The sequence below is a fragment of the Streptomyces sp. NPDC002896 genome, assembly GCF_040295225.1.
Lineage (GTDB): Bacteria > Actinomycetota > Actinomycetes > Streptomycetales > Streptomycetaceae > Streptomyces.
In genome coordinates this window covers 1-21,179 of the sequence record NZ_JBEOVA010000046.1, presented here as the reverse complement: position 1 = coordinate 21,179, position 21,179 = coordinate 1, and the positions used below count along the sequence as shown (strand labels likewise).

The 21,179-nt window shown below is 70.1% G+C and carries 24 protein-coding genes and 1 tRNA gene; 17 read left to right on the top strand and 8 right to left on the bottom strand.

The annotated features are described in order from the left end of the window. Positions 1 to 84: 84 nt before the first annotated feature. The 3 genes from ABT009_RS42485 to ABT009_RS42475 are packed head-to-tail and all read right to left on the bottom strand — an operon-like array spanning position 85 to position 3,298. The gene (locus ABT009_RS42485; RefSeq protein WP_351307164.1) at positions 85 to 975 is read right to left on the bottom strand and encodes a carbohydrate ABC transporter permease; all 891 of its coding nucleotides are present in this window, start codon (positions 973 to 975) and stop codon (positions 85 to 87) included. Next, a complete protein-coding gene (locus ABT009_RS42480; RefSeq protein WP_351307162.1) occupies positions 972 to 1,988 on the bottom strand; it encodes a carbohydrate ABC transporter permease in 1,017 nt (338 codons plus the stop codon). Before ABT009_RS42480 ends, ABT009_RS42485 begins: the two co-directional genes overlap by 4 nt. Next, positions 1,988 to 3,298 (bottom strand): ABC transporter substrate-binding protein, encoded by a 1,311-nt coding sequence (locus tag ABT009_RS42475; RefSeq protein ID WP_351307160.1) that lies wholly within the window; start codon positions 3,296 to 3,298, stop codon positions 1,988 to 1,990. The genes ABT009_RS42480 and ABT009_RS42475 overlap by 1 nt, the downstream gene beginning before the upstream one ends. A gap of 354 nt (positions 3,299 to 3,652) precedes the next feature. On the opposite strand from ABT009_RS42475, the gene ABT009_RS42470 reads away from it, so the two are divergent. After that, positions 3,653 to 6,193: a SpoIIE family protein phosphatase gene (locus tag ABT009_RS42470; protein ID WP_351307159.1), complete on the top strand. Its 2,541-nt coding sequence runs from the start codon at positions 3,653 to 3,655 to the stop codon at positions 6,191 to 6,193. 28 nt (positions 6,194 to 6,221) lie between these two features. Here ABT009_RS42470 and ABT009_RS42465 read toward each other — a convergent pair whose 3' ends face one another. Beyond that, positions 6,222 to 6,812: a rhodanese-like domain-containing protein gene (locus ABT009_RS42465; protein ID WP_351307157.1), complete on the bottom strand. Its 591-nt coding sequence runs from the start codon at positions 6,810 to 6,812 to the stop codon at positions 6,222 to 6,224. 141 nt (positions 6,813 to 6,953) lie between these two features. On the opposite strand from ABT009_RS42465, the gene ABT009_RS42460 reads away from it, so the two are divergent. Beyond that, complete coding sequence (locus ABT009_RS42460; RefSeq protein WP_351307155.1) at positions 6,954 to 7,544, top strand: HhH-GPD-type base excision DNA repair protein; 591 nt, start codon at positions 6,954 to 6,956, stop codon at positions 7,542 to 7,544. A 49-nt stretch (positions 7,545 to 7,593) separates the two neighbouring features. On the opposite strand, the gene ABT009_RS42455 is transcribed toward ABT009_RS42460, so the two are convergent. Then, positions 7,594 to 7,752 carry a hypothetical protein gene (locus ABT009_RS42455; protein WP_351307153.1) on the bottom strand — a complete coding sequence of 53 codons (159 nt, stop codon included), beginning with the start codon at positions 7,750 to 7,752 and terminating at the stop codon, positions 7,594 to 7,596. 70 nt (positions 7,753 to 7,822) lie between these two features. Beyond that, positions 7,823 to 8,170, bottom strand: coding sequence for a hypothetical protein (locus ABT009_RS42450; protein ID WP_351307151.1), 348 nt, complete (start codon positions 8,168 to 8,170; stop codon positions 7,823 to 7,825). A gap of 378 nt (positions 8,171 to 8,548) precedes the next feature. Here ABT009_RS42450 and ABT009_RS42445 point away from each other — a divergent pair, with 378 nt between their 5' ends. Beyond that, a complete protein-coding gene (locus tag ABT009_RS42445) occupies positions 8,549 to 8,845 on the top strand; it encodes a type II toxin-antitoxin system VapB family antitoxin (protein WP_003999914.1) in 297 nt (98 codons plus the stop codon). A 153-nt stretch (positions 8,846 to 8,998) separates the two neighbouring features. Next, entirely contained in the window at positions 8,999 to 9,634 is a 636-nt protein-coding gene (locus ABT009_RS42440; RefSeq protein ID WP_351307149.1) for a LytR C-terminal domain-containing protein, read from the top strand. Positions 9,635 to 9,697: 63 nt separating this feature from the next. Here ABT009_RS42440 and upp read toward each other — a convergent pair whose 3' ends face one another. Then, on the bottom strand, positions 9,698 to 10,333 hold the full coding sequence (upp, locus tag ABT009_RS42435; RefSeq protein ID WP_351307147.1) for a uracil phosphoribosyltransferase: 636 nt from the start codon (positions 10,331 to 10,333) through the stop codon (positions 9,698 to 9,700). A 128-nt stretch (positions 10,334 to 10,461) separates the two neighbouring features. Here upp and ABT009_RS42430 point away from each other — a divergent pair, with 128 nt between their 5' ends. The 9 genes from ABT009_RS42430 (at position 10,462) to ABT009_RS42390 (ending at position 16,182) form a co-directional block, all read left to right on the top strand. Continuing rightward, positions 10,462 to 10,641: a hypothetical protein gene (locus ABT009_RS42430; protein WP_351307199.1), complete on the top strand. Its 180-nt coding sequence runs from the start codon at positions 10,462 to 10,464 to the stop codon at positions 10,639 to 10,641. Positions 10,642 to 10,868: 227 nt separating this feature from the next. Then, a complete protein-coding gene (locus tag ABT009_RS42425) occupies positions 10,869 to 11,408 on the top strand; it encodes a tRNA adenosine deaminase-associated protein (protein ID WP_351307146.1) in 540 nt (179 codons plus the stop codon). Between the two features lie 112 nt (positions 11,409 to 11,520). Then, the gene (gene tadA, locus ABT009_RS42420; protein ID WP_351307197.1) at positions 11,521 to 11,949 is read left to right on the top strand and encodes a tRNA adenosine(34) deaminase TadA; all 429 of its coding nucleotides are present in this window, start codon (positions 11,521 to 11,523) and stop codon (positions 11,947 to 11,949) included. Between the two features lie 93 nt (positions 11,950 to 12,042). Then, a tRNA-Ser gene (locus ABT009_RS42415) sits at positions 12,043 to 12,127 on the top strand. Between the two features lie 463 nt (positions 12,128 to 12,590). Then, positions 12,591 to 12,767: a hypothetical protein gene (locus ABT009_RS42410; RefSeq protein WP_351307144.1), complete on the top strand. Its 177-nt coding sequence runs from the start codon at positions 12,591 to 12,593 to the stop codon at positions 12,765 to 12,767. 13 nt (positions 12,768 to 12,780) lie between these two features. Next, the gene (locus tag ABT009_RS42405) at positions 12,781 to 13,074 is read left to right on the top strand and encodes a Dabb family protein (protein WP_351307142.1); all 294 of its coding nucleotides are present in this window, start codon (positions 12,781 to 12,783) and stop codon (positions 13,072 to 13,074) included. 188 nt (positions 13,075 to 13,262) lie between these two features. Continuing rightward, positions 13,263 to 14,108, top strand: coding sequence for an RNA polymerase sigma factor SigF (locus ABT009_RS42400; protein WP_351307140.1), 846 nt, complete (start codon positions 13,263 to 13,265; stop codon positions 14,106 to 14,108). Positions 14,109 to 14,352: 244 nt separating this feature from the next. Continuing rightward, positions 14,353 to 15,204, top strand: coding sequence for an RNA polymerase sigma factor SigF (locus tag ABT009_RS42395; protein WP_351307138.1), 852 nt, complete (start codon positions 14,353 to 14,355; stop codon positions 15,202 to 15,204). A gap of 102 nt (positions 15,205 to 15,306) precedes the next feature. Beyond that, a complete protein-coding gene (locus ABT009_RS42390) occupies positions 15,307 to 16,182 on the top strand; it encodes a hypothetical protein (protein ID WP_351307137.1) in 876 nt (291 codons plus the stop codon). Positions 16,183 to 16,229: 47 nt separating this feature from the next. Here the strand turns inward: ABT009_RS42390 and ABT009_RS42385 are convergent, their stop codons facing one another. Further along, the gene (locus ABT009_RS42385; protein WP_351307135.1) at positions 16,230 to 16,439 is read right to left on the bottom strand and encodes a hypothetical protein; all 210 of its coding nucleotides are present in this window, start codon (positions 16,437 to 16,439) and stop codon (positions 16,230 to 16,232) included. Positions 16,440 to 16,713: 274 nt separating this feature from the next. Between ABT009_RS42385 and ABT009_RS42380 the strand changes: the two genes are divergently transcribed. The 4 genes from ABT009_RS42380 to ABT009_RS42365 form a co-directional block, all read left to right on the top strand. Further along, positions 16,714 to 16,989, top strand: coding sequence for a hypothetical protein (locus ABT009_RS42380; protein WP_351307134.1), 276 nt, complete (start codon positions 16,714 to 16,716; stop codon positions 16,987 to 16,989). A gap of 320 nt (positions 16,990 to 17,309) precedes the next feature. Next, positions 17,310 to 17,801, top strand: coding sequence for a MarR family winged helix-turn-helix transcriptional regulator (locus ABT009_RS42375; RefSeq protein WP_351307132.1), 492 nt, complete (start codon positions 17,310 to 17,312; stop codon positions 17,799 to 17,801). Positions 17,802 to 17,897: 96 nt separating this feature from the next. After that, positions 17,898 to 20,372, top strand: a complete 2,475-nt coding sequence (locus ABT009_RS42370) for an MFS transporter (RefSeq protein ID WP_502990071.1) — start codon at positions 17,898 to 17,900, stop codon at positions 20,370 to 20,372. A 466-nt stretch (positions 20,373 to 20,838) separates the two neighbouring features. Next, positions 20,839 to 21,179 (top strand): carboxypeptidase-like regulatory domain-containing protein (locus tag ABT009_RS42365; RefSeq protein ID WP_351307125.1); only part of this gene is annotated, 341 nt, incomplete at its 3' end.

Here is a 21,179-nt window from a genome sequence, read left to right as displayed (position 1 = left end):
GGACGGTACGGAGGTGGGAGCGGGCGGCCCCCCGAGGTAGAACCCCAGGGGGCGGACCCAGCGGACCCAGCGGCGCGGCGGGCATCAGCCCTTGTTCGCCCCCAGGGTCAGACCGCTGACGAACTGCCGCTGCAGCGCGAAGTACACGATCAGCGTCGGGATCGCGGTGAGCAGGGCACCGGCCGCGACCAGGTTCGGGTCGGTGAAGTACTGCCCGGACAGGTTCTTCAGCGCCGAGGTGATCGGCATGTTCTCGCCCGTGGAGATCAGGACGATGGCCCAGAAGAAGTCGTTGTAGATCCAGATGGACAGCAGCGTCGCGAGGGCGGCCATCGCAGGGCGGCACAGCGGCAGCACGATCTGCCAGTACAGCCGCCACACCGAGGCGCCGTCGACCAGCGCGGCCTCGGTCAGCTCGTGCGGCAGCATCCGCATGTAGTTGCTGAGCACGAAGGCGCAGAAGCCCGACTGGAACGCCACATGGATCAGGACCAGGCCGAGTGCCGAGTCGTACAGCTTCCCGGACGCGGTGATGCCGGGCACGTCGATCAGCAGGTACAGCCGGTACAGCGGCGTGATGATGACCTGCTGCGGAAGCAGGTTGCCCGCGGTGAAGAGCAGCAGCAGCGACAGGTTGATCCGGAAGTCGAAGCGGCTGACGTAGAAGGCGACGCAGGACGAGAAGAACAGCGTCAGCAGCACCGCGGGCACGGCGATCAGCATCGTGTTGACGAAGTAGTGCGTCATGCCGGACTGCTGGAACGCGTTCGTGAAGTTGTCGAGGCTCAGCTTGTCGGGCCACGACACATAGCCCTTGTTGCTGGTCTCCTCGTACGGCCGCAGCGCCGCGTACACCGCCCAGAGCAGCGGGGCGAGCCAGGCCAGGGCCGTACCGGCGAGGAAGAGGTGCAGGACCAGCCGGGCGGGGCGAATCCGCCTGCTCGTGCGGGGCAGGGCGGCAGTGGGGGCGCTCACGATCGCCGCTCCTTCCGGAAGGTGCTGACCAGATACGGGATGATGACGGCGAGCGAGATCAGCAGCAGGACGACCGCGATGGCGGAGCCGTATCCGATACGGCTGGACTCGCCGATGATGTTGTCGGTCACCAGGATCGACAGCAGTTCGGTGCCCTGGGTGCCGCCGTTGAAGACGTAGACCAGGTCGAACGCGCGTAGCGCCTCGATGATGGTGACGACCAGGACGATCGTGTTGGTCGAACGGAGCGTCGGGAAGATGACGTTCTTGAACGTCTGCCACTCGTTGGCGCCGTCCAGCGCGGAGGCCTCGCGCAGCGAGGGGTCGACGCCCTTGAGACCGGCCAGATAGAGGATCATCAGGTAGCCGGTGTGCCGCCAGGAGGCGGCGACCAGCACGGCCCAAAGGTTGAGGTGCGGGTCGCCGATCCAGTCGATGTAGTGGCCGGGCTTGTTGGCCCCGATCACGCTGTTGATCAGGCCCGTGTCGGGGTTGTAGACGAGCTGCCACACGAAGCCGATGACGGCGAAGGACACGACCACCGGCAGGAAGAACGCCGTCTGGTAGATCCGCGTGAAGCGGATCTTCTTGTCCAGCTGCACGGCCAGGAACAGGCCCAGCGGCGTCGGTATGAGGATCAGCACCGCGAACCAGATGACGTTGTGCTCGACGGCGGGCCAGAACTGCGGGTTCTGCGTGAACAGTTCACGGAAGTTCTGCAGGCCGACCCACTTGATGGAGTCGAAGCCGATGCCGTCCCAGGTCGTGAAGGCCAGCGCGACCGAGGCGAGCGCGGTGACCCACACCAGGGCGATGTGCAGCACGGTCGGCACGCCCGCCATCAGGCCGAGCGTGATCCGGTCGCGGCGGGTGAGCAGACGGCGGTGGCCCTGCGGCACGCGCCGCGGGGCCTTGCGCGGGGCTGTTCCGGGGGTGCCCGGAGGCGGCACGGCGGCCGCCTCCGGGGTGCTGGTGGTTCCGGTCCCGGTACCGGTGGTCGGCGTGGCGCTCATCAGGAGGCGAAGATCGTCTTCTTCTGGCGCTCGATCGAGGACAGCAGGCTGTCGACGCCCTTGGGGTCGCGGATGAACTTCTGCAGCGCGGGCTGCATCACCGTGGACGTGAAGTCGGGACGGCTGTCGCGGTCCATGTACTGGGTGAGGTGCTTGGCGTTGCTGATCATCTCGTAGCCCTTCTTCTGAAGGGCGCTGTAGGCGGAGGTGTCGGCCTTGGTGGAGGCGGCGACGACGCTCGGGTCTGCGCTGAGGTAGGTCTCCTCGGCCTGCGGAGTACCGAGGAACTCCAGCAGCTTGACGGCACCGGAGTGGTTCTTCGGGCTCTTGCTGAGCATGAACCCGTCGGTGGGCGCTTCGACGGTGTCCTGACCGTACGACGGGTCGATCTCCGGGAAGGCGAAGAAGTCGAGGTCGGCGAGGTCGGCCTTGTTGGTGAACTGCTGGCCGACGAACATGCCGAGCAGATACATGCCGGCCTTCTTGGAGACGAGGGTCTGCGCGGCGTCCTGCCAGGTGCGGCCGACGGCGCCGTCCTGGTGGTACGGCAGGATCTCGGCCCAGTTGTCGAAGGCAGCGCGCGTCTTGGCGTCGGTCCAGGACGCCTCGCCCTTCATCAGGGATATGTGGAAGTCGTAGCCGTTCGTCCGGACGTTGATCTGGTCGAACGTGCCGAGCGCGGGCCACTTGTCGCTGTCGCCGAAGGCGATCGGGACCAGGCCGTCCTTCTTCATCTGCTTGCACAGCTTGATGAAGTCGGACCAGGTGGTGGGGACTTCGTAGCCGTACTTCTTGAAGACGCTCTTCCGGTAGAAGATCGCCCACGGGTACGTGTACAGCGGCACGAAGTAGTACTTGCCGTCCTCGCCCTTGCTGAGGTCCTTCATGGCGGTGGGGAAGTTGTCGCCGATCGACTTCCACACGTCGTCGATCTCGGTGGCGAGGCCCTTGGCAGCGAAGAACTGCATGCGGTAGCCCGCGAACCAGTGGAACACGTCGTCGGGCGTGCCCTGGAGGTAGGAGTTGATCTGCTCCTGGAAGGTGTTGTGGTCCTTCGTGTTGATGTCGACGGTGATGCCGGACTTCTTCTTGAAGGCCGAGTAGACGTTGGCGAACGCCTTCTTCGGCACGGCGTCCGACGCGTTGGAGCCGACGGTGACGGTCTTGGTGCCGCTCGAGCCGGAGCTGCTGCCGCCGCAGGCGCTCAGCAGCGGGATACCCGCGCCGAGAGCTGCCGCGCCACCGATGCCGCGCAGCAGGCTGCGGCGGCTCGGGCCGGGGACGGAGAGACCAGAGGGCGAGAGGTGCATGACGGCTCCTGAGGGCAAGGGTCAGCCACGAGACGTGCGTCAAAGGTCGTGATCAGAAACGATCAGAAACAAACCGGACCGCACATCGGGAACGCCATAACAGCCGGATGTCCTGTCATGCGTCAAGGGCTGTTGTCCGACTTTGTAGAAACGTGATGGACATCCCGGTGTGCGGCTCTGGTAACCCCTCAGGGACCTCACAGCGGACGGGCGGCCGGGTCGCGCACCAGCCGACGACGCCCCGCAGACGCGCAAGCCCCGACCCATGCTCCGGCAGGTGGCGAACGGGCCACCGGCGGAGCCCCCCGCGGCCTAAACTACGAAAAAGCCGTCTTGTGACCGATTGAAGGCAGCATGGGGTCCAGCGGTGGTGCGGAACGAGAGGCGCAGCCGCTCGGTACCGATGGCGTCGGCGGTGCGTCGAAACGCGACGACGCCCTGGTGGCGGCCGTGATCAGGGCCGCCGAGGCCACCGGGGCGCACGCGGCGAGCGCCTTCCTGATCGCGCGCGACCGCAACCTGCTCGTGCTCACCGCGGCGGCCGGCACGCCCCCCTCCCTGATCGGCGGCTGGCACCGCGTCCCGGTGAACAGCCGCATCCCCCTGGCCGAGGCGTACCGCTCGGGGCGCACGGTCCATCTGGCCGACGCCGACGAAACCGTACGGCGGTTCCCCCAGTTCGCGGTGGCCATGCCGTACCCGTTCGGCTCGGCGTCCGTACCGGTGACCTCGGGCCCACAGGTCTTCGGCGCCATGGCGGTGGTGTGGACCTCCCGCCCCGGCAGCGAGGGCCTGTCAACGGCGCAGCGACAGCAGCTGCGCGCCACGGCTGACCGCCTCGGCGCAGCGCTCGCCGCGCTGGACGCACGCGGTGCGCTCGACCGGCCGGACGCCACGACCGTCCCGCTGGTGGTCCCGCTGTCGTCCGGCCCGGCGGCCCGGGTGGGCCTGTTCGACTGGAACCTGGACAGCGGGGCGATCACGGCGGACGACGAGATGTGCGCGATCTTCGGCATCGCTCCGCACGAGTTCGACGGGCGGGCGGCCACGCTGGAGGCCAGGCTCGACCCCGCGGACGTCCGCGCCTTCCGCTGCGCAGCCCGCGTCGCGATCGACGAGGGCCGCGTCCTCGCGCAGTACATGCGGATGCGCGACGCCGGCGGTCGCCGGACCGTCGAGGTGTGGGGCCACGCGGCCGACGTGCCCGAGGACAGGCGCGCGGGGGCCCGCCCCCCGCCACGCCTGGTAGGCGCCGTCCTCGATTCCGGTACCGGTCTGGCCGCGGTCGCGGCCATCGAACGGCTCGCGGACGGCTTCTTCGCGCTCGCCCCGGACGGGCGCGTCACCTACGCCAACAGCGGTCTCGAGCGGGTGCTGCGGATCGGCCAGGACGAACTCCTCGGACACCGCCCCTGGGAGGTGCTGCCCTGGCTGTCCGACCCCGTCTACGAGGACCGCTACCGGGCCGCCATCATCTCCCAGAAGCCCGTGTCCTTCCTGGTCCGCCGCCCGCCCGACCAGTGGCTCGTGTTCTCCTTCCACCCCGGCACGCAGGGCATGACCGGGTGGGCCGCGCCGGTCGCGGGCAAGCCGGGAGTGGAACGGCTCGCCGAAGAGGGCGCGACCGTCCGGGAAGGCGCGACCGTCCCGGCCTCCGCACCGATGGCCGCCACGCGCCTCGGTTCGCTCTACCGCGTGCTCCACATGGGCAGCGCACTGACCGAGGCGGTCACGGCCAGCGAGGTGTGCGGCGCCGTCGCCGAACAGCTGCTGCCGGCGTTCGGCGGCCAGAAGCTGGCGGTCGTCGCGGTGGACGACCAGCGCCTGCACCTGCTCTGGCAGCAGGGCTACCCGGAGGGCTTCCTCGACCAGTTCGAGGGCATACCGCTGCAGGCATGCCAGCCCGCGACGGACTCCCTGACCTCCGGCACCCCCCGGTTCCTCGAGGACCGGCAGGAACTCCTCGAGGCCTACCCCGGCTTCAACGCCAAGGCCATCGACTCCAGCGCCTGGGCGTTCCTCCCGCTCATCGCCTCCAACCGTCCCGTGGGCGTCTGCATCCTCGGCTTCAACGACGCCCACCGGTTCCCGAGCGAGGAGCGGGGCGTCCTCACCGCCCTCGGCGGACTGATCGCCCAGGCGCTGGAACGCGCCCGGCTCTACGACGCCGAGTCCGCCATCGCCCGCGGCCTGCAGGACGCCCTCCTGCCGCACCGGCTGCCCCGGCTCCCGGACATGCACGTCACCGGCCGCTATCTCCCCGGCACCCGCGGCATGGACATCGGCGGCGACTGGTACGACGTCATCCCCACCGGTGACGGCGTCGCCCTGATCGTCGGGGACGTCGAGGGCCACAACGTCGCCGCGGCGGCCGTCATGGGCCAGCTGCGCAGCGCCGTACGGGCCTTCGCCACCGCCGGACACAGCCCCCGCGACGTGGTCGCCAGCACCAACCGGCTGCTCCTCGGTCTCGACCCCGGGCTCCTGGCCAGCTGCTGCTACGTCCACTTCCAGCCCCGTACCGGAGCCGCACACCTGGTCCGCGCGGGCCACTGCCCGCCACTGCTGCGCCGGCCGGACGGCCTGACCCAGGCACTGGACCTGCCGTGCGGTCCGATACTCGGCGTGGAGGAAGCACCGGACTACCCCGAGTCCGAGGTGCACCTGTCCCCCGGCTCGGTCCTGGCCCTCTACACGGACGGGCTGATCGAGAGACGCGGTTCGGACATCGGTTCCGGCATCGAAGCGCTGCGGTCCTCACTGGCCCACGCGCATGCCTCATCCCTGGAGGAGCTCGCGGACCGCCTGCTGATCGACGCCCGCCACACCCCGCACCGCGTGGACGACATCGCGCTGCTGCTGACCGAGTACGTCCCTGCGCGTGCGCCCGCCTGATCCGCCGACGGAACCCGGACGGCGCCGGTCAGTCTGCCTGCTGCGCGCCGCGCTGACGCAGAGCCGTCAGGGCCTCGTCGAGATCCGCCGGGCGGGGACGGTTGTGCGGCAGCTTGGCAAGAACCGCGGCCATACCGCAGGTGTTGGTGAGCGCCGAGAAGATCAGGCCGCACGCGATGCCGGCGGACAGCAGCTGCCAGGCCGGGTGGAGCAGGCCGAGGAGAAGGCCGATCAGGACGATGGTGCCGGCGGTGAAGCGGACCTGCCGCTCCATGCCCCAGACGGTGCGGGGCTTGCCCTCCAGCCGGTGCAGTTCGTGGCCGCCCTCCGCCCAGGCGCTGGTCCCTCCGGTCAGCGTCGCGGTGGTCACGCCGTGCCCCGCCAGCGTCTTGCACGCGTTCTCGGAACGGGCCCCCGACGCGCAGACCACCAGGATCTCGCCGCCCTCCGCGGCCTCCTTGATCGCCGGCAGCGCCCGCGACAGCTGGTCGAGAGGGATGTTGAGCGCGCCCGGCAGGTGCCCCGACGCGAACTCTCCCGGCGTGCGGACGTCGATCACCGTCAGCTCGTGCAACCGGGCTCGGGCCTGGGTGACGTCGATGGCGAGGGAAGCGTTCATGTCGGCAGTCATCCTTGTCTTCGCGGTCTTCTCAGGCGTCCTCGGTCCTCGGGAGGGTGCCCACACCGAGGATAAATTACCCCTGGGGGTATACAGGCCCCGCGTGCTGCGCCGCGCACGCAGGCGAGCGATCATCGGGGCATGGATGTCACCCTTCACCTCGCCCAGCAGCCCGAGGCGGACGAACTGCTCGGCCGCAGCCCGCTGGCCGCGCTCGTGGGAATGCTGCTCGACCAGCAGATCCCCATGGAGTGGGCCTTCGCCGGGCCCCACACGATCGCCCAACGCATGGGAGCGGATGATCTCGACGCGCACGAGATCGCGGCGCAGGACCCGGAGGCGTTCGCCGCGCTCCTCTCCGCCAAACCGGCCGTGCACCGCTACCCGGGGTCGATGGCCAAGCGCATCCAGCAGCTGTGCCAGTACCTCGTGGAGCACTACGACGGAGAGGCGAGCGCCGTCTGGGAAGGTGTGGACAGCGGCAGGGAACTCCTCGGGCGCCTCAACGACCTGCCCGGCTTCGGCAAGCAGAAGTCCCAGATCTTCCTCGCCCTGTTGGGCAAGCAGCTCGGCGTACGCCCCGAGGGCTGGCGAGAGGCCGCGGGCCCGTACGGCGAGGCCGGGTCCCATCGCTCCGTCGCCGACATCACGGGCCCGGACTCCCTGGCGAAGGTCCGCGCGCACAAACAGGAGATGAAGGCCGCGGCGAAGGCGGCGAAGGCCGCGAAGTGAACGACGGCCCCGGACCCGCGCGGGTCCGGGGCCGTAGCCGTGCACAGCGTCAGCCGCGGTCACGTTCGTCGGGCTGCTGCTCCCTGGGGTGTTCGGGATCGGCCTTGCGCTCCGGGTCGGCGGGCCGCCGCTCGGAATGGGAGTGGGAGTCGCGCAGTACCTCCGCGCGTACGAGTGCGTTCAGGGCTGCGTAGGGATCGTGGGCCATGAGTGTGCTTCCTTCTGCTCGTCGTTCTCTGCCGGCGGGTGCGAGATCGGGTCTGCGCGACCGTGCCCGCTCAGCAGCGCAGGACGACGCAGCGCAAGAAGTACGGGGAGGAGACGGACCCCACTGCGGGCACGCCACCGGGCCACGGCCGAGTGGGAACCGCTCCGGTCCCGGTCGCGGAGGACGCGTCCGGCAGGCGTACGGGATGCCGGGTGGGCAGTCGGAGGGCGGACTCGGGCGAATCGTGGCCGTCACCGCCGGCCTCGCCGGTGACGGCCACGACCGGGAGCGGGGCGTCGGCCCCGGCGCGGTCGGTCAGCGCGACGGACGTACCGACGAGCAGCGCCAGCAGCAAGATCACCCTGCCCCAGGCGCACCGGCGCATACGGCGTCGGGCACAGGAGCCGGTGGTGCTCATAGGACGTCATGTCCCCGGGGACGGCGACGACGCACCGGGCGGACGGCGAGAACCCCCCGCTTGGCGTACGGGCATGGGGCCGGGAGGGTGCCCGTACCGGTGCCGCGGCGAAAAAACCCGCTCGCGCGGCACTCCACCCATGGCGGCATCGTCGGCCTCATCGGACGCACCCTTCCGGGCGGACTCCGCCGCTCCACCGACCCCTCATCCGCAGCACCCGGTCAACGCGCGTGGACGCCGACGGCGGCGCTGACGCCCGCCTCGGACCGCACTCCCGGCTGGCTGTTACCGTTTTGCGGGCATTACTGAATAATTTTCCGCCGTCGCACTCCGCCTGCGAGGCTGCGCCCGGAGAGCCTCGCCCGGTAGGCTTTCCGTGTGATCTTCAAGCGCATCGGAAACGGCCGGCCGTACCCCGACCACGGCCGGGAGAGCACCCGGCAGTGGGCGGATGTCGCGCCGCGCCCGGTCCGCCTCGATCAGCTCGTGACGACCAAGGGCCAACTGGACCTCGAAACGCTGCTCGCCGAGGACTCGACCTTCTACGGCGACCTTTTCGCGCACGTCGTGAAGTGGCAGGGCGACCTCTACCTCGAGGACGGTCTGCACCGCGCCGTCCGGGCCGCACTCCAGCAGCGCCAGGTGCTGCACGCCCGCGTCCTCGAGCTGGACTGACACCCGCCGCCCGCTCCGGCCCGCACTCCCGCCAGGGGCCGGCCGGACACGCGCGCCCGGACACCGGCCCGCATTGACCCTTTCGGGTTGGACCAGGCGCGAGTCAATGATCATTTAGTAGGAATCCCAGCCCGGCCGCACTACTCTGCGCTCATGAGCATGCTCACTCCCCCCGGCATGGGCGGCCAGTACCGGATCAAGGGGGACAAGTATCCGCGCATGCGCCGGCACAAGCGGCGCCGCAGGATCGTGCTGGCGGTCGTGTCCTCCGCCGCCGCGATCGCTCTGATCGGCTGGGGAACGCTGCAGCTCATCGACGTGTTCTCGGGCGGGGGCGAAGCCAACGCCGCGGGCGCCGGGCGCCGCTGCACGCCCACGGCGACGCCGTCCGCGAAGAAGACCGGGGCCCTGCCGAAACCGGCTCAGATCACGGTCAACGTCTTCAACGCCACGCCCCGCAGCGGCCTCGCTAAGCAGACCGCCGACGAGCTCAAGGCGCGCGGCTTCGCCATCGGCAAGGTGGGCAACGCGACGGCGAAGTACGACAAGAAGGTCAAGGGCCCCGGAGTGCTGCTCGGCCCGGAATCCGCCGCCGACACGGCTCTCTCGGTGCTCGCCACCCAGCTGGCCGGCGCCGAGCGGCAGACCGACACCCGCAAGGGCGACGACGTCGACCTCATCATCGGCACAGGCTTCAAGGAACTGGCGAAGAAGCAGGACGCCGAGCAGGCCCTGGCCGCCCTCACCAGCCCGTCCCCGGCGCCTTCCGCCTCCGACGGCAAGTGCTGACGGGCGCCTGCCCGGTCGCGGTCTCCAGCCCGTCAGCCGGTCGGCTGATGGGCTGACCGGCTGCTACTCGGCCGCCCCGTACATCCGGTCCCCCGCGTCCCCCAGCCCCGGCACGATGTAGCCGTTCTCGTTGAGGCGCTCGTCGACCGACGCCGTCACCACCGTCACCGGCGTGCCCGCGAGCTCTCGCTCCATGATCTCGACGCCCTCGGGCGCGGCCAGCAGCACCACGGCAGTCACGTCGTCGGCCCCGCGCTTGATCAGCTCCTGGATCGCCGCGACGAGGGTGCCGCCGGTGGCCAGCATCGGGTCCAGGACGTACACCTGCCGCCCGGACAGGTCCTCCGGCATCCGGGTGGCGTACGTCGACGCCTGCAGCGTCTCCTCGTTGCGGATCATCCCGAGGAAGCCGACCTCGGCGGTCGGCAGCAGCCGCACCATGCCCTCGAGCATGCCCAGGCCCGCCCGCAGGATCGGCACGACCAGCGGCCGCGGGTGGGACAGCTTCACGCCGGTGGTCCTCGCCACCGGCGTCGCGATGTCGACCTGCTCGGTGCGCACGTCCCGGGTGGCCTCGTACGCGAGCAGGGTGACCAGCTCGTCGGCGAGGCGCCGGAAGGTCGGGGAGTCGGTGCGCTGGTCGCGCAGGGTGGTGAGCTTGTGGGCGACCAGGGGGTGGTCGACGACGTGGAGACGCATGACCACAACAGTAACCGGGCCCCACCCCGGCCCGCTCTGGCACCGGACGGCCGGACCTCCCGCCTGCTCTGGCATCAAACGGGCCGACGGAGGGAAAGTGGGAAGGACGGACTGGGGTGGTGGGGACGATGCCGGACCGGGAGCAGGACGCGGAGCAGCGGGAGCGCGAGGCCGAACGCAGGAGGCGCCGTGCGCAGTTCCTTCGCGATCTCCACGAGGCGCGGGAGCTGCGCGACCGTGTCCAGCCGCGCCGCGCCCGGGCCGCACGGATGCGCCAGGCGATGCGCATGCGTACGTTCCGCTGGTAGCCGCACCCCACGACCGGCCTAGCGCCAGGTGCCGTGGGACCGGTGCCAGTGCCCCCCAAAGGCCCATCCAGTGACAACAAGGCGGGACACAGCGGGCGGAAGACCTCTCCTGAACGCCGGGTTTCTGCCACGATTCCGATTGGGCGGGGCTTGAACTGCACTCCCGCCCTCGACCTCCGCCGGGGGGACCCCCAACCGGCACGCCTAGGACCAGTGGGAGAGTCACGGTGTACTTCGCCGCACTGCTCGCGCGCACCGAAGACGGGTGGGAAGCGAGCGACACAGAGCTCGACGATGTGGAAACCCTGTCGGATCTGACCGACCTGGCCCGCGAAGCCTCGGTCGACGATGACACGGTGCTCGTGTTCATCGAGCAGGAGGACGCATGGTTCGGCGTCGTCCGCGTGGACGGCGAGGAGGACCCTCGTATCTACGTCTCGGACGCGGCCGCCGCCGCCCGCAGCTCGTACGGCGAGATCCTGCTCACCGACGAACTGCTCGGCCGGGACCCCGACGCCGAGGACGACCTGGACGCCCTCGACCTCGACGGCACCGAGGAGGGCGAGCCGGAGGACGACGGGGCCGAGGACGACGACGAGGCCGCGGACGCGGCGGACTCCGTGCCGTCGGGCCCCATCGGTGACACCGAGATCCTGGCGGACCTCGGCGTCGACGAGAAGGAACTGCTCGCCCTGGACGGCGGCGACGCCCTCGGCGAGATCGCCGACGTCCTCGGGGCCTCGGAGGTGCTGGAGACCGTCCGCTAGGCCGCCGTCCGGCCTCCGGGCGGGCACCGAGTAGGTTCCGCGGGTGAGCACAGCGAAGGACCAGTCGAAGGATCAGCAGCTCGATCCGGTACGCGACCGCTGGCGGGCGGCGATGCGGCTCGCCCTGGACGAGGCCGCACTGGCCGTCCGGGGCGGTGACGTGCCCGTCGGCGCCGTCGTGCTGTCCGCCGACGGCGCGCTACTCGCCACCGGGCACAACGAGCGCGAGGCGACGGGCGATCCGACGGCGCACGCCGAAATCCTCGCGATCCGGCGCGCCGCCGCCACGCTCGGCCAGTGGCGGCTCACCGACTGCACGCTCGTCGTGACGCTGGAGCCGTGCACGATGTGCGCGGGCGCGATCGTGCAGTCCCGTGTGGACCGCGTGGTCTACGGCGCCCGCGACGAGAAGGCGGGCGCGGCGGGCTCGCTCTGGGACGTCGTACGCGACCGGCGGCTCAACCACCGCCCCGAGGTAATCGGCGGCGTGCTCGACGACGCGTGCGCGCGCCTGCTGACGGACTTCTTCCGCGAGCGCTGACGGGCGCTGTGACGCCGGCGCTGAAGGCGTCGGCCGCGGTCCCCGGGGAAACGGATTTCGGAGCACGGCCAACCTTGGGCTAGGATCTCCCTCGGTAGCGTGTCCGAGCGGCCGAAGGAGCTCGCCTCGAAAGCGAGTGTGGCGCAAGTCACCGAGGGTTCAAATCCCTCCGCTACCGCTTCTGAAGGGCCCCGTCGCAGGACGGGGCCCTTCGTGCTTCCCCGGGCGACCCGGCGCGGAGAACACCGAAAACCCCCGGCGCCGTGAAGGCGCCGGGGGTGCCCATCCCATCGGGGCGGGGGGAGCGGCACATGGGACCAGCCGCTCCCCCCGACGAGGTCAGGCCCACATGTCCACGCCGCGGTCCGGGGGAGGTCCCGCGGCGCGGACCCCGCAGCGGGGCCCGTCCCTGCCCCGCGGACTCCTGCCAGATCCGCCGGGCTCTCCTCCATCCTGCGCGCCCGGCCGGCCGGCGCGGACAGGCAAAAGACCCGTACCGCCGGGCCGTTGGTCCCTTATCGCCGGGCGGGTGCACCGCGACGTACGCGCCCCGGCACGACCTCAGCTGTCACACGGCCGGGTTACACTCACCGCCGGCCACAGCGGCCGCACGGAACACTGCAGGCAGGGGAGGCCAGAGCGTGGTGCAGACGAAAAAGATCGGTCTCTACGTCGCGGTTGTCTTCGTGCTATTCGTGATCATTACGGACCCCGCCAAGGCCGCCGACTACGTCCAGATAGGGTTCGAGGGGATTTCGAGCGCCGCCCACGCCATCGGCGACTTCATGACGTGGATCGCCAACGGCGCCAAGAACTGACGGAGGAGCGCCCGTGATCCGCCATCTGGTCCTTTTCAAGCTCAACGACGGCGTCGAGCGCGACGACCCGCGCGTCGTCGAGGGCGTGAAGGCCTTCAAGGCCCTCGGCGGGCAGATCCCGGAACTGAGGTTCTGGGAGTGCGACTGGAACATCACCGATCGCCCCATCGCGTACGACTTCGCCATCAACTCGGCGGTCGACGACACCGACGCCCTCAAGCGCTACCTCGAGCACCCGGCCCACCAGGCGGGCGTCGCCCTGTGGCGGGAATTCGCCACCTGGGTGATCGCCGACTACGAGTTCTGACCAGGCCGCACAGCAGAGCCTCTCCCCCCTTCGCCTTCCGGTGCGGGCCGACGGCCGTTTTCGCAGCCCAACTCGCCCTCAACACGGCATTTTGCGGTGCTTGCACACAGTGCACATGTCTTGTGATGCTATGACCGCTTTTGACCGACGAGTGGAACAGCCTTTCGAAACGCAGTGAAGGGGTGGCGTTGACCGTGTCGGCCAGTACCGCGCCTCAAGCCCCGCCCCAGGATGCGCAGGCCCTACCGCCGGAGAGCGCACCGGAGAAGCGCCGGGGCGCCGACACGCGCGCCCTCACGCAGGTGCTCTTCGCCCAGCTCAAGGAGCTCGAACCCGGCACGTCCGAACACACCCGGGTACGCAGCGCCCTCATCGAGGCGAACCTGCCGCTGGTGCGGTATGCAGCCGCCCGCTTCCGCAGCCGCAACGAGCCGATGGAGGACGTCGTCCAGGTCGGCACGATCGGCCTGATCAACGCCATCGACCGGTTCGACCCGGACCGGGGCGTGCAGTTCCCGACGTTCGCGATGCCCACCGTCGTCGGCGAGATCAAGCGGTACTTCCGCGACAACGTCCGCACGGTCCACGTGCCGCGTCGGCTGCACGAGCTGTGGGTGCAGGTGAACAGCGCGGCCGAGGACCTGACGACGGCGTTCGGCCGCTCCCCGACCACCGCCGAGATCGCCGAACGGCTGCGGATCTCCGAGGACGAGGTCCTGGCCTGCATCGAGGCCGGCCGCTCGTACCACGCCACCTCACTGGAGGCGGCCCAGGAGGGCGACGGGCTGCCCGGTCTGCTCGACCGGCTCGGGTACGAGGACCCGGCGCTCGACGGCGTCGAACACCGCGATCTCGTCCGCCATCTACTCGTCCAGCTGCCGGAACGCGAGCAGCGGATCCTGCTGCTCCGGTACTACAGCAATCTGACCCAGTCGCAGATCAGCGCCGAACTGGGTGTGTCGCAGATGCATGTGTCAAGGCTCCTCGCCCGAAGTTTCGCGCGCCTGCGATCCGCAAATCGAATCGATTCGTAACCGCCAGGAGTGGTCCGCCCCGGGGCGCACTTTCCGACAGAGAGGCCCTCGAAAACCTGCCGAACCCCACTTTTCCTGCATTGATTCGCCCCGTACATGTCGACATGTCACTACAGCGTGTTGCCGACATGTGACATTCTGCTGGAACCGCGTTTGCCGGGGCTCAGCCTCCGGTATTCAGGTGGAGGCTGCGTTCCTCGACCGGATCGCCGGCCGCGACCATCAGCGACCTCAAGGGGGTGGCATGTCCGCAGACCAGGGCAGCTCGAAGGTGCTCACGCTCAGCAAGAGCGAGGCCGAGCCCGACGCGCTTCAGGACCTCCACAGCTCCGAAGCCATCGACACACGCACCCTGTCCCGCTCCCTGTTCCTGCGGCTGGCCGCACTCGACGAGAACAGCCCGGAGCGCGCCTACGTCCGAGACACCCTCATCGAGCTGAACCTCCCGCTCGTGCGGTACGCGGCGGCACGCTTCCGCAGCCGCAACGAGCCGATGGAGGACATCGTCCAGGTCGGCACGATCGGCCTGATCAAGGCCATCGACCGGTTCGACTGCGAGCGCGGCGTGGAGTTCCCGACGTTCGCGATGCCCACCGTCGTCGGCGAGATCAAGCGGTTCTTCCGCGACACCTCGTGGTCGGTCCGCGTGCCCCGCCGCCTGCAGGAGCTCCGGCTCGCGCTGACCAAGGCGAGCGACGAGCTCTCCCAGAAGCTGGACCGCTCCCCGACCGTGCCCGAACTCGCCGCCGTGCTGGGCGTGTCCGAGGAGGACGTGGTCGACGGCCTGGCCGTCGGGAACGCGTACACGGCCTCCTCACTCGACTCCCCGGCCCCCGAGGACGACGGCGGAGAGGGCTCGCTCGCCGACCGCCTCGGCTACGAGGACACCGCGCTGGAGGGCGTGGAGTACCGCGAGTCGCTCAAGCCGCTGCTCGCCAAGCTGCCGCCGCGCGAGCGCCGCATCATCATGCTCCGCTTCTTCGCCAACATGACGCAGTCCCAGATCGGCGAGGAGGTCGGCATCTCCCAGATGCACGTCTCCCGCCTGCTGACGCGGACGCTGGCGCAGCTGCGGGACGGCCTGATCTCGGACTAGGCCTGATCTCGGACAGCCTGGTCTCGGGCTGGGCCTGATCCCGGACCAGGAGGCCCGCTCCCGGAGGTTCCTATTTGATGCACCGTCAGACACACTGACGCGATGCGAAACGCTTGGCAGTGTTTCACCGGGGAGCACACCCCGAAATCGCAGCACATCCGCCGAGGCGCCCTGGCCGGCGCCTCGGCGGCTGTCGTCTGTCTGGGTGGTCTGCTGGCCGCCTGCGCGGGCGGAGACGGCGACGACGACGGCTACGTGGCGGTCGGCGCGGCAGCCGCCACCCCTCAGGCGTCCCCCGGCAAGGGCGTGGCGCCGACAGGCGACGTGAAACTGGTGCCACTGGACGGCGGCGGGGCCGCAAGCCCCTCGGCGGACGGCACTGGGCCCGGTACGCCGGGGAGCGCGGGCGCCTCGGGCCAGGGAGACGGCCCGGCGACGGGCTCCGCGTCCTCGGACGGCGGCACAGGAGGCTCCGGCGCGTCCGGCGGCAGCGACGGCGGCTCGGGCGGGGACGGCGCCGATTCCAGTAGTGCGGCGGCGAGTTCCTCCGGAGGATCCTCCCCCGGCGCGACGGGCGGCTCGACCGGCGGCAGCGGAGGATCCGGCACACCGTCCGCCCCCGGCTCCGGCTCCGGCTCCGGCTCCGGCTCCGGCTCCGGCACACCGTCGGGGCCCGCGGTCCTGGACATAGGCGACGTGGCGCGGGAACCCACGGACGATCGGTGGTGCGAGAAGGTGACCGTCGCCTTCCACAACTCCGGCGGCTCATCCGTGCGTTCGGGCACGGTGACCTTCGGTACGCACATCATCGGCGCGCTCGGCGTCGACTGGGCGACGGTCGAGTCCACTCGGAAACTCCCCACACCGATCGGTGCCGGGGAGACGGAGAAGAAGACCTGGACGGTGTGCGTGGACGCCTGGCGGGTGCCGCTGGGCATGCACATCGAGACGCAGGACGTCTCCGTGGAGTGGAAGTAAGTGACGTAGGCAGGGGCTGCCGCCTTACGGCGGCAGGAACCGCCGCTCTACGACAGCGCGAGCCAGGCGACCGCGGCCACGATCACCACGGCGACGACCACGCCGAGGATCAGGCCGATCCGCGGGCCGGCGGGAGCGGCTGCCTGCCTGCCCGGCTGCGGGGCACCCTCGTCGACGAAGGCGCGGAACATCTGCGTGCTGCCCGCGGGGTCGTAGTTGCCCTCGGGGCCCTGCGGGGCGTGGGGGTTGTGTGCCATGGGGCAGGACCCTAGCGAATACGTGCGAGCTGCCCAAGTGCCGGGTGCGTGGTCGCCGTGCCACCCAGAGTGATTTCGTTACTCAGAGTGATGTTGCGAGACCTCGGAGACGGGCGGAGCCTGGTGCCATGGGGAAGGACCCACGGGTGTCCCACCCCATTCACCCAAGTCCGCTCGGGGACGACCGCGGAACGCGGCAAGACCCACCATGTGAGGACTCAATATGGCCAGAACTGTCCGGCGGCGCATCTCCGGTCTCATAGGTGCATCGTGCTTGGCCTCGGTGCTCGCCCTGTCGGTAGCGGTACCTGCCGCGAGCGCAGCACCGCAGATCTCGGCACCGGCCGCTTCCCCGGTCCAGGCGCAGCCTTCCTTCGTAAACAACTGGTGCGGCCGCGACCCGTACGGGTGCGGCTTCGGCAACCGCGCCTTCTTCGGGAACAACCTCGGGTTCTTCAACCCGGGCTTCTACGGCGGCGGCTACGGCGGCGGCTACGGATGCTTCCCGCGCGTCGTCAACGTCGGCTTCGTCACGGTGGTCACGTGCTGACGAACCGGGGTCCGTGCGGCGGAGCCGCATAAGGACGGGAGCGCAGGCTCGCCCGTATGTCACAGACAAGGGAGGGTGCCCCTCATCAGGGGCACCCTCCCTTGTCTGTCTTGTATCCGTCCCCTTGCCCGCGTCGCCGGCTGGGTTCCCCGCACACGCCTGCCGGAATGCGTCCTTCCGGCCAACCAGGGCTCTGACCAGGCATTTTACCTTTGCCCCGTAGTTGCTTTGCCAGGTCTTTAATCCCGTACGCCCGTTTTAATTTGCCTGCAGCAACCAATCGAACCTATGGTTGCCTTAAGCAACAAACGGGAGGTGTGATGGCCGCGCAGCGGCAGTACGAAGAGCTGGCCCGGCGAATCAGCGCCATCGGCGCCGTCAAGCGCGGCCTCGGACGCAGCCTCCCGCACGACTGTCCTGGGGGCTCCGCCGCCGTACTTCTCATACTCGACCGCGAGGGCGAGATGCGGATGAGCCGGCTGGCCGAGCTGCTCGCCATCGACATGTCGGTGACAAGCCGACACGTCGCCCATGTGGCGGATCGGGGCTGGATCGACAGGTCCCCCGACCCCGCGGACAAGCGCTCACGAATCCTGCGGCTCACGCCCGCAGGCCGGGACAAGCTGGCGGAGCTCAACGAGCGCTCTGTCGAGATGTTCGCCCATTACCTGGCGGACTGGTCCGACGAAGAAGTCGATCAGCTAAACGCTCTCCTCGCGCGCCTGCGCGACAGCTTCGGCGACTGCCGCGCCGCACCGCGGTTCACGTACGCCACGCAATCCACGGAACCAACCACCCGTACATCCGCTTAAGAACGCAAGAAAAGGAAGTCCATGGCAACATCCACACCAGCCGGTGTGCGGGGCAGCCATGCCAAGCACGGAGCGGAAGCCGACGGCAACGCTCCGATGTCGCACCGGCAGATCATGGAGGCGCTGTCCGGGCTCATGCTCGGCATGTTCGCCGCCATCATCTCGTCGACCATCGTCTCCAACGCGCTGCCCGAGATCATCAGCGATCTGGGTGGCGGGCAGAGTGCCTACACCTGGGTCGTGACCGCGTCGCTGCTGGCGATGACGGCCTCGACGCCCATCTGGGGCAAGCTTGCCGACCTGGTCAGCAAGAAGGCCCTGGTCCAGATAGGCCTGTGCATCTATGTCGTGGGCTCGGTCATCGCCGGTCTCGCGCAGAACCCCGGAATGCTGATCAGCGCCCGTGTCATCCAGGGCCTCGGCGCCGGTGGTCTGTCCGCACTGGCGCAGATCATCATGGCCGCGATGATCTCCCCGCGTGAGCGCGGCCGTTACTCCGGCTACCTCGGTGCGGTCTTCGCCGTCGCCACGGTCGGCGGTCCGCTGCTCGGCGGTGTCATCACCGACACCAGCTGGCTCGGCTGGCGCTGGTGCCTCTACGTCGGCGTGCCGTTCGCACTGATAGCCCTCATCGTGCTGCAGAAGACGCTGCACCTGCCGGTGGTCAAGCGGAAGGTCAAGGTCGACTGGGCCGGCGCCTTCTTCATCACCGCCGCGGTCTGCCTGCTGCTGCTCTGGGTGACCTTCGCCGACGACAAGTACGAGTGGCTGTCCTGGCAGACCTACGCCATGGTCGGCGGCGCGGTCGTCCTCACGCTGATCTTCCTCCTCATCGAGAGCAAGGCGAGCGAGCCGATCATCCCGCTGCGGCTGTTCCGCAACCGCACCATCACGCTGGCCTCGCTGGCCTCGCTGTTCGTCGGTGTCGCGATGTTCGCGGGCACCGTGTTCTTCAGCCAGTACTTCCAGTTGGCGCGGGACAAGTCGCCGACGATGTCCGGCGTCATGACCATCCCGATGATCGCGGGCCTGTTCGTCTCCTCGACGATCTCCGGCCAGATCATCACCAAGACCGGCAAGTGGAAGGCCTGGCTGGTCGCGGGCGGTGCGCTGCTGACCGCGGGTCTGGGTCTGCTGGGCACGATCCGGTACGACACCGCGTACTGGCACATCGCGCTCTTCATGGCGCTCATGGGCCTCGGCGTCGGCATGATGATGCAGAACCTGGTGCTGTCCACGCAGAACCAGGTCGCCCCGCAGGACCTCGGCTCGGCCAGCTCCGTCGTCACGTTCTTCCGCTCCCTGGGCGGTGCGATCGGCGTCTCGGCGCTCGGCTCCGTGATGTCGTCCCGGATCTCCCACTACGCCACGGACACCATCGACTCGCTGAGCCCCAAGCAGCAGCTTGCGGCCGGCAAGGCCGCGGGCAGTGGTCAGATCCCCGACATGGACCTGCTCCCCGGCCCGATCCGCAACTGGCTGGAGAGCGCCTACGGGCACGGCATCGCCGACATCTTCCTGTACGTCGCACCGATCGCCTTCCTGGCCTTCCTCGTGACCCTCTTCATCAAGGAGGTTCCGCTGCGGACCACGGGCGCCCTGGCGCAGGCCGCCGGCGAGGAGTCGGGCACTGCCCCGATGGGGGCTCCGGCCGCCGCAGTCGCCGAGGCCTCGGCCCCGGAGGAGAAGGTGCCGAGCTGGGCCGTCGCCGCCTCGACAACCGAGGCCGGCCCCGAGGGCACGCAGCGGCTGGCCGCGGTGGCCACCGTCGCGACGGCCACGGGTGAGGGCGCGGGCGCGTCCACCGGTGGCGGGATTCCGGTGCGCGGCTACGTCCGCGGCGCCGAGAGTGCGCCCGTGGCGCGGGCCGCGGTGACGCTGATCTCCCTCGCGGGACGTCAGCTCGGCCGCTCCGTCGCCCAGGCCGACGGCGCCTACGCGGTCGACGCTCCGAGCGCGGGCAGCTACGTCCTGATCGCCTCCGCCGACGGCTTCCAGCCGCAGGCCTCGACGATCACCGTCAACGACGAGCCGGTCGCGTACGACATCCTGCTGAGCGGCACGAGCGGCCTCAGCGGTGTGGTGCGGTCCGCCGACGGCGGGATGCCGGTCGCCGGCGCGATGGTCATCGTGACCGATGTCCGCGGTGACGTACTGGCCACCGGACTGACCGGCGAGCAGGGCGAGTTCGACTTCGCCGAGCTGGTGCCCGGTCAGGTGACCGTTGCGGTCAACGCGGCGGGACACCGTCCGCTGGCCCTCCCCGTCGAGGTGGGCGGCACCGGGACCACCCGGATCGAGGTCGCACTCCACGCCGGTGCGCAGGTGCAGGGCACCGTGCGGGCCGCCGGCGGTGCGCTGGCCGACGCCCGCGTCACGCTGGTGGACGCCGCGGGCAACGTGGTCGGCACGGCGACAACCGGGTCGGACGGGGCGTACGCCTTCACCGACCTGGACGCCGGCGAGTACACCGTCATCGCGACGGGCTACCCGCCGGTCGCCACCGGGCTCTCGGTGGGCGGACGCGGAGTCGACGGCCACGACATCGAACTCGCCCACCCGGGCGAGTAGCAGGCCCCCGGCCGCGTGGGGCGCGCTCCGAGCGGAGGCGCGCCCTGCGCGACCGGTACGGGAGGCCTCCGGCCGGGTCGCAGTGGGCAGGGGACGGCCCTTGCGGACCGGCCGGAGGCCAGGGTTCTTGGCCGGGGCCAGGGTTTCTGGCCGGGGCCAGGGTTTCTGGCCGGGGCCAGGGTTTCTGGCCGGGGCCAGGGTTTCTGGCCGGGGCCAGGGTTTCTGGCCGGAACAGGTTCTTGGCGGGGCCAGGCTCCGGCCTGGGCCAGGCTTCTGGCCGGGCCCAGGGTCTTGGCCGGGCCAGGGTTCTGGACGGCCAGGAGCCAGGGGGCTGCCAAGGCCGACCGGATTCCGGTCAGGGGGCCGGGGACCGGCCGGGGGGATCAGGGGGGTACGGCGCCCCGCCGCACACGCCACACATGCGCGGCGGACGAGGCGCCCCCAGACCACGCAAGGAGAGAACGGGATGGCGCTCAGCGCACGCATTCGGACGCGGGACGGCTGGGCCGTGCCGCATGCCGTCGTCACGGTGACCGACATGACCGGTACGCAGGTGCTGCGCACCGGGACCGACAACGAGGGCGCCGTACGGGACGCGACACCCCTGGCGCCCGGCCCGTACACGGTGATCGTCACCGCCGTCGGCTACGCACCCGTCGCATCCACCGCCATCGTCACGGCCACCGGCCGCGCGGAGATCGGCAACGTCGTCCTCGCCCGTCAGGGCGGTACCGAGCTGCCGCCGCCCGGGCCGTGGACCATCGACCCCGCGCACTCCTCGGTCGGCGCCGTCGCCCAGCACCTGGG